Here is a 16,946-nt window from a genome sequence, read left to right as displayed (position 1 = left end):
CTTGAAATATTGTTCAAGTATTAACATATCTAAAAAATGATTTCAGATCTATATTTTGTGAAAATAATAATGTATAGCAATTATAACTCCTAGAGATTGTAAGTGATGCTTGCATAATATGATTCTTTATATTTTTTCCAATCTCACTATCAACAAATATATTGCCTAGTAGGAGTGTCTCATAAAACCTTATAGCCAATGAATCCATGAATTCCATTCTTGTTGCATTCCCCAGAATTGTTATATGATGTTTTTCTAACAAATAGAGTTTATCCACTTCAAAATTACCGTTACGTCCGATAAATCCACTTTTTGAAAGGTATGGAGTAGCAGATATGTAGTATTTACCTTCCTCTTTAATGAGCAATGCAGTATCATCTGTAATAGCCTCATACTTCGATTTCAATGCAATATTTACTAGTGTTGTTTTGCCCGCCCCATTCTCCCCAAGAAATACATGAGCTTTATTTTCTACTATAATTGCAGCGCAATGAATAAATAACGATCTTCTATTAGTAATAAAGGGCATTACTGCAAATCTTTGGATGGCGTCCCAGAAATAATTTTCCGGGATGCCATTAAACACAATATTAGTATTTTGATTAACTTTTACTCGAGAAACAGTTTTATTATTCTCCCAAGTAACATCAATATCTATGCCCTCTTTTGAAATAAACTGGACATTGTCTTTGGATCTCCATTCTATTGAATCTTCTTGTTGATTTTGAGACCAATTATTAAAGGTCCATTCTTCTATATAACAAGTATGGTCGATACTGAAATCGTCTTTCCCCTGAGTTGAATTTTCCAATACATGGGAATACCAATTTAATGCTTTCTGATATATCTCTTCGGTATATCGATGGAATACTACTTTAATTCGGTATGGACCAAGTTTATAGATAAACATAATTACCCTCTTTATTTTTTTTTGGGAGATCACCAGACTATTTGCAAGTAAATCCCCCGTATTATTTTAAAGAAAATCAATAAATAGTTGAAAATATAATGACTCCATTTTTTCAAGTTCTAATAGTTTTATTTTACAAATTTCAAACGATTTCCTAGTGAATTTCTTGGTAATTAAACATTTATTAAGAATACTTCTCACATTTCCTAATATCTTTATTATCTCTTCTAATTTTTCTAAAAGCATTTGATTTTCTAAATCTAATAACTTTAATTTATGCCTATCGAGTTGCTTCTCGATAATTATATTGTGTATACATTCGAAAACCTGTCCAATGTTTTTTTCATTAAATTTATCCTCCAGAGTTTCTACGAACGTATTTATATGGCTGATACCATTTAAAATAATATCTTTATTCGAGATAACTCTTTCCTTATAATAATTAAACCATTCTTTAAAAGTGAAATTATCAGAACCATTTGATATGTATACCGACCTATTTGTAGGATACATACTTCCATTTGGAAACTGTTCTTTAAAACCATCTATTGCTTCCACTATATTATTATAGGGAATTAAACGTTCTTCATATGTCAATGAATCACTGGTAAGTTGCTCAATCGTATAAAACAACTTTCTCTCGTCATCATATCCATAAATTAATATCGCATGGCTCCAATGTTTTTCATGGTACATATCTTTACGAAGTGGGATATAATAGCTATCAACTGATACGATAACCGGTCTGCTTAGATTCAACTGTTCCTTCAGACTATTTAATAAATTATTTACCCCTGAAATCTCATCAAATGCTAACCCCTGATCTTCTAGCAGTTCACCTATCGTTCTGTTTGCTACATGTTCAATTTTGATCAAACCATTCACCATTGTATAATAATAAATGTCATTAAAAAGAAATGGTATTTCAGACTTGTTAAAGTGTCTGATTACAGGGATTAAGGAATGATAGAAACAGTCACGAGCAAATACTTCATTATAAGGAAGAATATTATCTACAACATGTATTTCTCGATTTTGCCCAATTGTAATAAATTCTTGTAGCGCCTTTTTATATAATAGTTCAAGTGATGTTACTGAATATTCTTTATTCATTTCAGCACTAATACTCAATTGGAAATGAAGTCCATTATTATCAATATAACAGTCGATACTTAAGTCATCAGTCCTCTTCTCACTAGGATCAGTTACCAATCCCGAATTAAAGTATTTTACTTTAAATTGGTTTTCTTCAAGGTTTGAAACTTGTCGATAATCCCCAAGAAAATTATAGGTAATATTAGGGATAACAAGATCAAATTCTTCTTTTGAATTCAAAATTCCAAAACCTACCCCATAGTTAGGTATACTCAACACTCTTTCTTTAACTTCCCTTAAAGATTCATCATGCGAATCAGTCAAGATATTCTTAAACAGGAAAGGATATTCACTCGTAAACCAACCAATTGTGCGGTTAATTGAAATACTTTTATCAAAGGTATATCTTCCATGGCTTTCTAGACTAATTGAGAAGCAATCACGTTCTAGCCATTCAGCAAGTGCCCTGCCGGCTGCAGACAATAATAAATGACCTAATTCTACGTCTGCAATTTTGCAAGTCTTCCTTATGTCTGTTTCAACCGATAAGGGAAATGTAAATGATGAGACATGACTTCTCTTTACAATATCCTTTTTAAAAGGGGTTAAATTATAACGTACAATATCTTTCCAATACTGTATTTCCTTACTGCTCAGCGGGTATTTATCCATGTGCCCTACCCACTCTGCATATGAACTAGTTTTAAGTGGTAATTTCAGTTCAATATTAGTTGTACATTGATTATATAAATCAATAAAATCAGAAATGATAAGCTGCCAAGAAACTGCATCTACAAGTAAGTGGTGAATAGCAAAATGCAAATAATCTCCACTTGATGTAATTATATGTGTTACGACAATTAATGGACCATTTTTAATATTTATTCGCTTGTGTGCCTTTTGAATTATGTCATTTATTATTTCATCATTAGATTGTTCAGATTCTACGATACAATATTTATAAATAGTATCATTAGGTGATTTATGAACTGCCGATATTCCTTTATCTGTTTTGATATAATGTAATCGCAAAGCATCATGATGCTCAATTAATTTCGACAATGATTTTTTTACATGCTTATTATTTAATGGTTCTTCCTTGAAGATTAGAGCATCTTGGTTCCAATGATCTTCATTATTAAATGTTTGGCTAAAGAACCATTTCTGAATTGGACTGAGGTTTGAACTACCCTGAATTATTTTTTGATCTACTGCATCTATTATAGGCACTATTTTCTCACTCAATTGATAGATCGTTGGATACTTAAACAAATCCATCATATCCAGCTTATAGTTATAATCTCTTAAATGTGCAGCAATTTGAATGCCTTTAATGGAATCTCCGCCAAGCGAGAAAAAATTATCATAAATCCCAATTTTTTTTGTTACTAGCACCTTAGACCATACTTTAACCATAAGTTTTTGCGTGTTCGTAACAGCTTCTTCGTTAGTTACATCAGCCTTCATTAAATTAGGTTTAGCTAACAACAATTTCCTATCTATTTTTCCTGAAGAGTTAATAGGTATCTCATCTACTTGATTAATCTGTGCTGGTATCATGTAATCTGGTAATATGCGAGATAAAAATTTATTAATATCCGATTTGCTTATAATTTCCTCAGCAACTATAAATGCTACCAAGGTTGTCGAATCATGGTGTTTATTCGGCAAAATAATTGCATTCTTTATACCATCATATGACAAAATAACAGATCCTATTTCGTCCAACTCGATACGATACCCTCTAATTTTTATTTGGTCATCTGATCTTCCAACAAATTCAATATTCCCATCATTTAATAGTCGGACTAAATCACCGGTCTTATATATTTTTTCAGCCTTATTGAAAGGATTGACAATAAACTTTGCATTTGTAATTTCCTCTTGATTGATGTAACCTCGGGATAAACCCAGTCCACCCACGTATAATTCTCCTATTACACCTTCTGGCACCTGTCTAAAATACTCATCAAGTATATATATCTTATGATTTGGAAGTGGTTTTCCTATTGGAACAGTTTGACCATAGGTTTGTGATAACTCTCCTACGGAACAGAACGTAACATCAACAGTACATTCCGTAGGACCGTACATATTAATAAGCTCCGTATTATTATCAAAATAACTATAGAATTCATTTACAAGAGTGCGACTCAAAGCTTCTCCGCCTACTAAAAACTTTTCAATACTTGGTCGAACTCTCATTTGAGATACCGATGTAATAAATAATTTAAGAAATGTCGGAGTACCTCCAATAATATCTATATGCTTCTTAGCTACATACTCTACAAAATCATTATTATTCTTCTTCATTTCCTCTGATATAATATATAATCTACTTCCAAACAATAAAGTTGTAAAAATAAAAGCAACAGATTCATCAAAAATAAAAGAAGATGTAAATGCAATCTTTTTGAAATCAATTGCGTTTCTATAGATAAGATTTGCTTCACTAAATGCCATATTGATTATATTTTTCTGTTCAATCATAACTCCTTTCGGACGCCCGGTTGTTCCTGAGGTAAAGATAACATATGCTAGTTTATTAACATCTACAGGCATCTCTTTATTTCCACTATTTAATGATTTTAACAATTTATCATTGACATCACAGACATTCATTGTAATCGATATTGCTTTTTCTAATAATGCACTACTTGTTATGATGAAATCCGTTTCACACTCTTTCATCATATAAACAATTCGCTCATTCGGATAGTTCGGATCAATCGGAAGGTATGCCATGTTACATTTTAATACAGCAAATATGCTTATAAACATCTCAAAAGATCTATCCAGCATAATAGCTACGAATTGGTTAGTAGTTTGTACTTGATTATTAATTAAATATGAAGCAAGTTGGTTTGCTCTTTGATTCAAATCCTGATAAGTCATAGTATCATTACCATTCACAAGAGCGATTTCATCCGGACAAATAAGAACTCTCTTTTCAAACAGACTGGAGATAGTTTCAGTTTCTATTGTTGAGATTTCTTTAGTTGTAAAATTATAATCACTTAGTCTTTCACTAACATATAAATTTCCTAATTGACATGTCTTTATTAAGGGATTTTTGAGCACCTGATCTAACAATTGAAGATAGTAATTCTTCATTTCAATAATTGTTTCTTTTGCAAAAAGCGGGTACTTATATTCAAAAGTCATCGATAAATAGTCACTTTTTTCAACTACATCTAAAGTAATATCAAATTTGGCTATTTTCGTTTGATATTTCAAAGCACTAAGTACCAAATTATCATTTTCAAGATATATCTCATCTGAAATTTGCATAGAAAAAAAAGCATCAAATAATGGATTTCTTCCAGCCTCTCTTTTAAGATTCAGGTCATTCTTAATATCTTCAAATGAAAAATCATGGTGTTTAATTGCATCAAGCATAATATCCTTTATTTTGGTTATGTAACTTTTGAAATCAATATCATTAGAAACGGAAGCCCTTATAGGCAATGAATTAACAAACATACCTATAATATGGTCAAGTTTCTCATCACTTCTTCCATAGTATGGAACACCAATTATTATGTCTTCTTCATTACTATATCTTGATAATAATACAGAAAAAAGAGATAATAGAATTACATAAGTAGTACAGTTATTTTCAATTGCTTTTAATTTCAATAATGAGTATTGTTCAGCATTAATTTCAAAACTGTAAGTTTCGCCATATTCGCTTTGAGTGCGTATCGAACTATATGGTAATTGAAGTAATGGAATTTCACCGCTTAATTGATCAATCCAATATTTATTGTGATCTTCTCTTCTTCCCTTTTCTCTCCACAAAGTGTAATCGATAAAATTGATATCTAATGGCTGTAAAGGAGCTTCATTATAAAATTCAAATAAATCTTTAATAAAAATTTGAACCGACTTTTCATCAGCTATGATATGATGAAAATCCAGTAACAACAGATGTTCTTGGTTAGATCTTTTATAAATAGCAGCCCTGAATAAATGTGGCTTTGAAAGATCAAATGGCCTTACAAATGACTCAATAATATTATTTTGATGACCTGTTAACTCAACTACTTCAAAATCAATAGTGACTGCCCGACTTTGCATTGGTACATTTTTTTTATACACAAAATAACTTTTCAACATATCGTGCCGTTGAATTAATTTTCTCATACTTTTTTTCAGTCGTTCAATAGAGAAGTCACCTTTAATGGTAACAATATATGGGATGTTATAATGAATTGTATCTGGTAACAGTTTGTATTGAACATACATGTTATGTTGAGCAGGAGTCAGCGGGAATAACTTTCTCCTTGAATTATTCCTTACAATTCTAGACGTTACTAATTCTGAGTTCCTCACATATTCAACTATCTCTCGGACGATTGGTTTATTAAACAAATCTATGATAGTTAATTCTACTTGCAAACTCTTATTTATTTCATTAATAAGTCGAATGGCTCTTATAGAATCTCCCCCAACTTGGAAAAAGTTATGTCCCAATCCAATATTATCCATTCTTAATATGTTGTTATAAATGTTTATAATATTATTTTCTAAATAATCTAGCTCAGTTTCATTCTCAACCTCAATTGATGGGGCTGAACGGTAAGACAACAATGATAACAACTTTTCTCCAGATGCATTTATTAAAGGCAGAAGAAACTTATAGTGTAGCATTTTCTCAGAATCAATTTGATCATCATACCCCGGATAAACAACGTACGAGTGAGATACTTTTGAATTAACGCTTTCCACTATCAATTCTTGTCGATTGTCTGTATTAGTAATTATTTGTTCCTGTTCTTTAAACTTAATATATTCTTTATTTAGATGTGTTTTAATATGGTCACTACTTATACAAAGATCATTGACATCGATTCCATATCGGGGCTCTAAAATACTTACAAATCCTGCTTCAGACAAAAATATCTTAGCTGGAGTATTCTTTTTAGATGCAATATATATTATTTCAATTTTTAAAATATCGTGTTCTATACAGTATTGTTTTACTGCGTTTAATACTGCACCTTCTATACCTTTCCCTAAGACTCTACAGCTTAACAAGAAGGTATCCATACATAACACATTATTTGTAATCTCGTAAATTATTACACCGACTAGTCCATAATTACCATAGCGATCCTTTGCATAAATACTCCAAGAATAATAACTATCATTTGATATTAACTCATTAATTTCTTTTTCTGTTCTTCTTTTAGTACTCATGTTAAATTGATTGGTTCTAAATGTTAATTGCGATATTCTTTTAAGTTCTAACGAACTTGTTTTACTTATTGTCAATTCAATCTCTAAATCTTTCAAAAATGTCGCTAATGTTAACCCAGAGTTACTAGCAAGGAGTTCGTTTCTTTTGCGTTCAGCTAAGTACATAGAAGAACGTTCCCTATCCTCCTGAGTAACTGTTATTTTGTCAAGTACCCAAAGATGTTCTAGAAATTGTGGTATAAAACTGGTTTTTTCAGGTAACTGAAGAGTCAAGACATCTGGACAATTAGCAATCATTTCAGAACATTCAAACGGATTATCATCAATAAATAAAAAGCTATCCAGACCAATATTTAAATTTTTAGACATTTTCAATAAGTTTTTCCATTTATTATCCCAATTTATTGCATAGTCAACAATGTGCTCTCTTTTCAACAGCATTTGTTGATTATGATCAAAAACATTCCATACATCTTGTTCATTATTTTTACTAGCTAACAAAATTAAAAAACCCTCATTTTGTTTTTCAATTAATTTTTTTTGAAGAAGCTGATGATGTTTGGATACATTCACTTCTTCCTCACCGCAAATACCTTGCCATAATGTATTATCACAATCTAATACGATCACTTTAAATATTGGAAAATGAGCCATAACCATTCTACGAGCTATCATTGTCCCTAATGCTGCATAACAAGCCTCACTATATGGCATATGTGATGTAATATCGTTTCTATTATCAAAAATCACTGACATATGGAATAATTCACTTATTTTTTCTGCATTTATATATTGAACATTAGTTTTTCGAATATCAATTTCAAGCTGTCTATATAATTTATATATTTCAGATGTTATTTTAACCCCGAGAAAACTCTCGGGGTTAAAAGGACATCTCACAAATAGCGTTGAAATACTTAAATCAACTCTATTCAGTCCTTCCATTAAAATATTATAATTACTTCTTAGCAATTCACATTTGGCTTCTTCATTTAGTAAGCTACTGTCACGTAACCAATCCTCAAATCTAATCAAAATAACATTTATGCCATCAGCAGGTCTTCTATAAAACATACTTGAATCATCTAATAACTCTTGGAATACTTGATTATAAGCTGCAAAATTAATGGTATGCTTAATGTCAAAATGGTCTAACCAATATTTCAAGTGATCTGAGATTGGTTCAGATACAAATGAAGATAACAAGTAAATATCGCTGACTTCCGGGTGCACCGATAAAACTATTTCCTCCAAATTCATCTTACTCAATTTATTGACCTCCGTTTCATCTTCTTGAAACCAAGAAGTTACCGATAGCTAAGTAATCAATCTTTGTCTTCATAAAAGTATTTACTGCATCTAAAGGGGAACATACAATAGGTTCTCTATCATTAAATGAGGTATTTAATAAAATTGGTACATCGGTTAACTTGAAAAATTCTTCTATGAGTTTATAATATTTTGAATTTTTACTCTTACTGACCCTTTGTATTCGACTTGTCCCGTCTACATGAACAACAGCAGGTATTTCTTTTTTCTTTTCGGGATGACAGCTATATCCTACCAGCATATACTCAGAAGCTATTGATTCTTTTTTAATATCAAACCATTTATCCGCTTCTTCAGTTAAAACGCTTGGAGCAAACGGTCTAAAGTCTTCCCGATGTTTCACTATTCTATTTAGCTTCTCTCTCATATTAGGGTCCCGAGGGTCTGCTAGCAAACTTCTGTTCCCTAATGCTCGTGGCCCGAACTCCATTGCTCCTTGAAACCAGCTTACAACTGCTCCTTCACTAATCTTTCTAGCGATAACTTCTTCAATATTATTCAAGTATGTATATGAGACTTTATTTTCCTTTAAAATGTCCTCAATCTCTTTCTCCTCAAAAGAGGGCCCCAGATAAGCAGTATCAATGTCAAGTCTATTTTGAATTCCAAGATGCTCATGATAAATAATTAAAGCTGCACCTAAAGACGTACCAGCATCATTCGCAGCAGGAGGTACAAATAAATTGTTATATGGACCTTCTTCAATTAACTTGCCATTCGCAACACAGTTTAGGGCCGTCCCTCCTGCTAAGCAAATGTATTCTGTAGGATTACATTCAAAAGCATATTTTGCAAGATGATTAACAACTCTTTCAGTCAATTCTTGTAATGAAGAAGCAATATTCATATATTTTTGTGTCATTTCATCATTAAAATTACGAGATGGCATACCAAAAAATTGTTCCAGAGAACTGAAATCATTTGACCTAAATTTTAATATTGAATTATCAACCTCAAATGCACCTTCAGGCATAAATCTAACTAACTCTCTAAACTTATCCATGAATTCGTTCGGTTCTCCATATGCAGCTAGTCCCATTACTTTGCATGCGTCGTATTCAGAAAATCCTAGATACTTAGATATTTTTTCCCATAGGAAACCTATCGAATTCGGATAATGTATTTCCTTAATAACCTTCAACTGATTTTTTTCTGCTCTTGCTATTAATGTTGAAGCAGTTTCTGCAATTCCATCAACAACAATAATATTAGCTTCCGCAAAAGGCGAAGCATAATAAGCCGAAGCCGCATGGCAAAGATGATGACTTAACCATTTAAATTCGCCTTTAAACCCCATCTCTTTTAGCTTAATGGGGACATTAAGTAACTTCTCATAAAATATTTCTTCTCCACTTTCACTTCCCCAATCACCCTCAATTACTTGATCTGAGTAATTTTTGTTCTTTCTTCTTTCTTCTGGCAACATAGAGAAACCTATATAATCTACATCCTTCATTTCAATTCCGCCTTGTTTGAGACAGAATGAAATGGCCTCAATTGGGAGTTCATCTGGATTAAATATTGTTGATTCTTTAGCATGTTTAATTCTTGAAAATCTCTCTTCTTCTACTGCAGAAATTAACTTTCCATCTTTGATTAGACAAGCCGACGATTCATGATAGACAGAATTGATACCTAGAATATTCATCGAATTATACTCCCCCAAATAATTAATATGTTCATTTTCCCTCAAAATTAGAACCGATACATCAATAGAGTTACTCACCACTGCGGGGCGACTCCTGTGAAAACGAATTTCAGACTTACTGCTTCCACCAATCATATTAACTCTGTATATCGACCTGATCATCAGGCCTGTATTCCTTTATGAGTGGCAGAATAATTGTGACTTAACCGCCTTTCCCTACGTTTAGAATCCTCTCATCGAAACTAGATGATTCAAAATGAAATCGATTTCAATTTATGCATTCCAATATACACAACAATTTTTTCTGAAATGATCTAAAATAAAAAAATTGAAAGGTAACATATTATCCACTCAACTTTCGCGACTGGAAGATATTTTCACAATCCCATGATGCAGTAAGAAAGAGGGCCAAACGACTTGGAGATCCCTGCATTTAGTAGGAATTTGCCCATTTGAAGGGTTGCCAAAAAGCTTGGAAAAGCGAGACTGTTCAGACATGGAATGTTTTATACAACAAAAAAATGTTAATACACCTATTTATTGCATAAATAATATGGGCAACAGCAGTACTATGACCTATGTAATCAACGAGTCTACCTAGTGTAATTGTAAAACATCCATCTAATTCTTTTAGAATGTAGGATTCAGATTAATTATTTATAGATTCAGAGTTTTCAGAAATACCTGTATCTTTATTAGCAATTCTTGCGTTGTTCATAATACACAATCCTCACTTAATATAGTATCTGTAAAAAACTGATATACTACCCTTTCAGAATTCCGTCTTTTAGTCCTACGTGATTACTCCAAGCATTATTACCCAGATAATTTGGCTTTTTAAATTCCCTCCAATATAATTGGCTTTGAAAAACAATAAAAACGTTTTTATTTTCAAACAAGAATTTTAGTTGTGTTAAAATATTACAAAAACACAAGTTTGATTATAACAGATAAAATGGCAATTTTCAACAAAAATTCAGAATAAAAGATATTATCACTGGACAGGAGATAAAGGACATTGAGCAAATACTCGCTCTGTCGATACGTGTTCATATGATACCAACCTACTAAAAGCTCCTTTAAATGCCAATATACATGCTGTACTCAACACGAAACGCCTTTGGGGAAGGTTTAATATTTTGATCAAACCAAGGATAGTGGCAAAAAGACCAAGTTCTTGTCATTTTCGGCAATCAGTACAAGTTCTTGTCTTGAGAAAGGACAAGAACTTACCGATAAAAGAACAAAATCACCCTAACGGGTGAATAAGCTTTCTAGCCAGCGGTCATTCGTCCGCTGGCTCCTCTTTTCTCACCAAGGTTCCATTACAAACTGGACAAAAAACTCTGGGGATTCTCCGTCTTCCAGTCCATCCGAACATTCTGCCACTATAAATTCAGGCACAGGGTCAATCGTTCCACATTCCACCCAGACATAGTCTATCCATACCTCAGGCTCGTCCTCCCACGCTTCCATTTCTCTGCTTTTATCCTGTTCGTTCTCTTGTCCTTCTGTCTTTTTCATGCTTCCTTATCCCCTATTTCCTTTGATTCTCATACTCTCGCTGTTCATCATAATAATAAATCCGTCCATATTCTGCATGCCAAATCGCCACAAGCAACATCCGGTGCCTGCAGCAGGGACACCTCAGCGGATCCCGGTCATACGCCTCTAGCATTCGCTCACGATACGTTCTCTTCTTCCCACGTGTCACTGGAAATATCATCTCTATCTGTTTATGTATCATATATCTCCACAGGTTAATCACCTGCTACGACTCTTTATTTTTCCCACGACTGTAAAACCCATAGCGTCCCACCATCCGGAAATGCTTCGGCGGTATATGCTGCACCAGATCGTAAATAAACTTCATCACTGGTGACACCACATCTACCCCTTTGCCCGTTCGGTGATCCTCGTACCAGTAATGCACCTGGTAGTAGTCATAGATCACCACTCGGTATACCGCAATCGCTAGACGTGCCAAGTATCGCCCGATGTATTTTGCAGCTCCTCGCGCATCCTTCATCCGCTGCTCCGCGTTCACATAAAAGCCCTGCGGATACCTTTGGTAGAGTTCATTGACCAGCGTTTTCACCCGTGCTTCTTTCGGAAACCATTTCATCATTTAATCCAGCAGTAACTTCTACCACGATTTCCGTAAATACTCATACGAGATGTATTCAACCTTTTTCCATTCTTTATGGATATCCAGCGCCCCTTCTGTTATGAGTGCGTGAATGTGCGGGTTAAACTTCAAATCACGTCCAAAGGTATGGATGACCGTGATCACTCCAACCTCATATTTCTTGCTCTTATTTTTCCGTCGGTAGTAGTACTGTATCACCTTGGCTACCTGGTTGCTCAGTTCATTTAGCTTCCGCCGGTCTTGATTGAACACGTCTCGCAATTCTTGAGGCACCGTAGATACCATATGGCGATGGGGCACATTCAGAAATCGCTCTTGCTGCTTCTCCGCCCATTCATCCGTATATTTTTTCCCGCACCCATGACAAAATCGACTTTTGCATGTGAAGCAAATAAACATCTTGAATAGTTTTATTCTAACGTCATATCTTTTTTACTGAATATGTTAAGAATCACTCATGTTGAAGTCATCTCAGATTCATTATTATGATTAACTATAACCTCCTCTTCCTAAGTTCTCTTTTAATTGTACTTTCACTAATTCTAGTTATATCAACAACTTCCTTCATTGTGCGTGTTTGCAACATCTCAATAGCATGATCCAATTGTCTTTTTGTGAATTTTGGGGGTCTTCCTTCACGGAACCCCTCTTTTTGTTTTGCTAGGGCTTTACCAGCTTGGGTTCTCTCAAGAATCATAGCTCTTTTAAATTCTGCAAATGCGAATAGATTGGTTAACAGCATTTTACCGACTGGTGTATCCTCAACAAGTCCCATATTTAGAATGTATATTATTACACCTCTCCTATGCAGCTCTTCAACATATCGCAACCCCTCTCTTACAGTTCTACAGAACCGGTCAAGCTTTGTAACCACTAGAATGTCTCCGGCGATTAAACTAGCAACTACGGAGTTGAATTTAGGCCGATCTTCTTTAGCACCGCTATACTGCTCCTCAATAATAAATGCGTTATTGTACCTACTTCTAATCTCCAGGATCTGTTGCTCCAAGCTATTACCGTCCAGTTGTGTTCTTGTAGAGACCCTTCAGTATCCAATAATTCCACCCATTTACCCCCACCGCCTAATTTGATTTATGACCCCCAGTTATGACACCCGCTAAACCCCATTAAACCGTCTGATTTTCACTACATAAGGAGGGGGCCAAAACTTAAGAGTTTTGAGCCGCTCAAATGACTCAAATCTGGTCAGGTCAATATTATTAATAGTTTCAGCACCGACGAACGCTTTCATTTGCATTTCTATCTCTGTAAGAATCAGGAAGACTACTACAGTAATAAGGAAATTACCAATTGAACACATTGATGTGAATAGCCAGGAAGAGTTTGCGAAAAAATAATTATCCCCATCTTGCGATCGCAAATGTGAAAAATCATACAGTTAATTCATTAATATCACCACATCAGGGCATTCGAATAATTAAAACGATACTTTCACAAAATCTATGTATCATCTTGGGGGCCCCTAAGGGAATTGTTATCTGCATTCTATCCCTCAATTCAAGGCTTATCTTTCAGATTTGATTTTATTCGATTTTTCAAATGACCTATAAAGATCTGACCAGATTCAGAAGGATCGAATTTCTTGATAACAGCTTTATGAATTAATTCGACTTCTTTAGCAAAATAGTAAGCATTGGGTCCAAAACCCCAGCTCCTCTTTAATGGTCTATAGTATTTGATTAGAATTTTCGTAGCCTCTTCTTCCTCATATCCTAGATGTTTAAGTTCACGAATCACGTCTTTAATGTAAGGTTTATCCATCATATGTCTACTTGTTGGATTGTTCATATATTACCTCCAAGATCCCATGTATTAGTTAGTGACTTAAAAATATGTTTTCATTATTTCCGTATTATTTTCACAACATTGCAACTCTTGTAGATATAAGTCTACCGACATTTATAACTACTCTTTTTTTTGCTAACGATCATTTTAGAGTTATCTATCGCTTATTCCTACACAGAAAACATATATTAAATTTAGGCATTATTTAAAGTATTCTTCTGAACACCAATTTATCTTTATTTCTCTACTTTTTTCATGAATTTTTATTAACTGATTTAGAACAAAAATTCGTTGAACTATATCTTCAGCTATAAAAAACTGTCTCTTAAAGTAAATTATTTGCTTCTGATATGGACCTTGGTGCTTTTCATTGTTCTCATATACATGTAACAATTGAATATGGAGATCATAAATTTCTTTGTATGTCATAATAACACCCCTCAGCAGTTAAAAAGTTAATTTTCTGAATATGCTTTTTTTATGTTCATTTATCCCAACTACTTGAATTAACAAAAAAGCAACTTCCTTGTTGGCAAGTCGCTTTTAAAGCACTCTATAGTGAATCTTCAGTTATTATCTCTAAGACCCTACCGCTTCGCCTTATAAAACTCATGATACAGCTTCATGAGCGCTCGCTTCTCAATCCGTGACACATAGCTGCGACTGATACCAAGCTCCTTGGCAATCTCCCGCTGCGTTCGTTCCTCACCACCAGTGTCTAATCCAAAGCGGCCCACTACGACTTCTTTTTCCCGGTCATCTAGAATATCAAGGTTCCGATAAATTTTGCTTTTCTCAATCTTCAGATCGACCTCTTTAATGACATCATCAGCCTCGGAACCAAGGATATCGATGAGTGTAATTTCGTTTCCTTCTTTATCAGTCCCTATCGGATCATGTAATGAAACATCCTTGCGGGTCTTTTTCAATGATCTAAGATGCATCAGGATTTCGTTTTCAATACATCGTGCTGCAAAAGTGGCCAGCTTTGTGCCCTTGTTTGGACGGTAACTCTCAATAGCTTTGATCAGGCCAATAGTTCCGATGGAGATCAGATCCTCCATGTCTTCCCCAGTATTATCGAATTTTTTGAGGTTGTGGACACGATATGATGTCAAAAATAATTGCTTATTCCTCGTTATATCATCAAACTGTAAGGCCTATTCCTCCGAATCAAGCATGCGTAACAGCACATCTCTCATATCCCCAAGGTTGATTCCCTCTGCATTGCTGAGCAGAATGACCGCTGTCCCCTGAGACATATCTCTCCAAATCTCAGAAGAGAAACCATTGATTGCCCCATTATGTGCGTACATCATCCCCATTGGATCGGGTATCCCCCATCCCAAAGCGTATTCATCCAGATTCGGTTTGCGCATCGCTTCCCATGATGCATCACTGATGATTGTCCCGTTCTCGAGCCCTAGAAGCCATTTATAAAGATCTTGTACGGAGGAATATATACCGCCAGCTGAATAAGGGACGGTCATATCGATAGGCCGGGCTATCTCAGAGATGTCGGGAGTAATAAGTGAATACCCAACAGCAATATCTGTATGGTTGTTGTCTTTTGTTAAATAACCTGATCTTTTCATATCGAGAGGTGTAAAAATATGCTCATTCAGATAGTCGCCATACGACTGTCCGCTAACTTGCTCAATCACAGCACCTAGCAGCACATACCCGGAGTTACTGTAAGAAAATCGGCTGCCCGGTTCAAACTCTAGTGACTTGTCTTTGAATTTGGCAATTAAATCGTCAACGCTAATTTTAATGTTTATTGATTTTAGAAAATCCGGAGAATTGGTATAATTGGGGATCCCGGATGTGTGGGTCAACAAGTGGTAAAGTGTGACTCTATCATTAGGGTAATCCTTAATATATGTATTTACGGGGTCGTCGACACTCAGCTTACCGGCCTCTTGAAGCTGTAAGATAGCTGCAGCGGTAAATGCTTTAGTAAGCGAACCGATTTGATGGATAGTATCTCGTCCATTAGGCAGGTTATTATTATAGTCCGCCATATTGTATCCCTTGGAAATTATAACCTTGTTATCTTTGACGAGAAGCACAGATCCCGAATAGTTCTTGGACATATACTGATCAAGCTTTTCTTCAAAGGCATCCTTGTGGACTATTTCATTCGCTTGCGGCAGCGTATCATTAATACTGTTGACGCTGTTGACACTGTTGTCTGAACAGGAAACCAGTACAAAAACTAAACCGAAGATAGCAACGAATTTAAAATAATTTGACAAAAGAATCCCCCCCCTATAAATACATTGATTTCAGCTTTTAATAAGCAATCCGCTATCGAGTTCCCATCAACTCTCACCTTAATATACCGTACGTTATGCTAGAATTCACGTTCCAATTATGTAAAAAAAATCGCCTCGCAAGCATAAGCTTACAGGGCGATTTGGTAGATATTTCTGGACTACACGCTGGAGAGACAGTTCCTATTCCCTAACCGCTTCGCCTTATAAAACTCATGATACAACTTCATCAGCGCCCTCTTCTCTATCCGCGAAACATAACTCCGCGAGATCCCCAGTTCCTTCGCAATCTCCCGCTGTGTCCTCTCGTCTCCACCTGTATCCAATCCAAACCGCCCCACGACAACCTCTTTTGAAATGTGTTCATGATTTATCATCTCCTCACATTCATTTGTTTCATCTTAGTATACCGCCCTATTTTAGATCTCCCTTCCGTTTTTGTGACCTTCCTTTAGTCGAAAGATGATATTCAAGTCTAAAAAGGGGAGTGACCACAGACAAGCCATTTGCGACTCATCAGCAGTCATTCCC

7 protein-coding genes and 3 pseudogenes are annotated in these 16,946 nt (G+C 34.7%); all 10 read right to left on the bottom strand.

The genetic code is table 11. The annotated features are described in order from the left end of the window. Nucleotides 1–13 precede the first annotated feature (13 nt). Complete coding sequence (locus MKZ09_RS07950) at nucleotides 14–910, bottom strand: hypothetical protein (RefSeq protein ID WP_076206724.1); 897 nt, start codon at nucleotides 908–910, stop codon at nucleotides 14–16. 66 nt (nucleotides 911–976) lie between these two features. Next, nucleotides 977–8,467, bottom strand: a complete 7,491-nt coding sequence (locus MKZ09_RS07945) for an amino acid adenylation domain-containing protein (protein ID WP_341041838.1) — start codon at nucleotides 8,465–8,467, stop codon at nucleotides 977–979. Nucleotides 8,468–8,492: 25 nt separating this feature from the next. Beyond that, entirely contained in the window at nucleotides 8,493–10,184 is a 1,692-nt protein-coding gene (locus MKZ09_RS07940) for a carbamoyltransferase family protein (RefSeq protein ID WP_076207855.1), read from the bottom strand. Between the two features lie 1,311 nt (nucleotides 10,185–11,495). Next, nucleotides 11,496–11,708 carry a hypothetical protein gene (locus MKZ09_RS07935; RefSeq protein ID WP_076207781.1) on the bottom strand — a complete coding sequence of 71 codons (213 nt, stop codon included), beginning with the start codon at nucleotides 11,706–11,708 and terminating at the stop codon, nucleotides 11,496–11,498. Between the two features lie 247 nt (nucleotides 11,709–11,955). Beyond that, nucleotides 11,956–12,732, bottom strand: a pseudogene (locus MKZ09_RS07930) (IS91 family transposase). A gap of 94 nt (nucleotides 12,733–12,826) precedes the next feature. Beyond that, a pseudogene (locus MKZ09_RS07925) lies at nucleotides 12,827–13,366 on the bottom strand (recombinase family protein); the annotation flags it as partial. Between the two features lie 485 nt (nucleotides 13,367–13,851). After that, complete coding sequence (locus MKZ09_RS07920) at nucleotides 13,852–14,142, bottom strand: hypothetical protein (RefSeq protein WP_076207787.1); 291 nt, start codon at nucleotides 14,140–14,142, stop codon at nucleotides 13,852–13,854. A 584-nt stretch (nucleotides 14,143–14,726) separates the two neighbouring features. After that, the gene (sigK, locus tag MKZ09_RS07915) at nucleotides 14,727–15,281 is read right to left on the bottom strand and encodes an RNA polymerase sporulation sigma factor SigK (RefSeq protein ID WP_076107161.1); all 555 of its coding nucleotides are present in this window, start codon (nucleotides 15,279–15,281) and stop codon (nucleotides 14,727–14,729) included. Nucleotides 15,282–15,299: 18 nt separating this feature from the next. Beyond that, the gene (locus tag MKZ09_RS07910; RefSeq protein WP_076099578.1) at nucleotides 15,300–16,397 is read right to left on the bottom strand and encodes a serine hydrolase domain-containing protein; all 1,098 of its coding nucleotides are present in this window, start codon (nucleotides 16,395–16,397) and stop codon (nucleotides 15,300–15,302) included. Nucleotides 16,398–16,576: 179 nt separating this feature from the next. Continuing rightward, nucleotides 16,577–16,768, bottom strand: a pseudogene (locus MKZ09_RS07905) (sigma factor-like helix-turn-helix DNA-binding protein); the annotation flags it as partial. Nucleotides 16,769–16,946 lie beyond the last annotated feature (178 nt).

Source organism: Paenibacillus sp. FSL R5-0908 (assembly GCF_038006245.1).
Classification (GTDB): domain Bacteria; phylum Bacillota; class Bacilli; order Paenibacillales; family Paenibacillaceae; genus Paenibacillus_AQ; species Paenibacillus_AQ odorifer.
The sequence above is the reverse complement of the archived record's forward strand: the minus strand, read 5'-3'. Positions and strand labels throughout refer to the sequence as shown.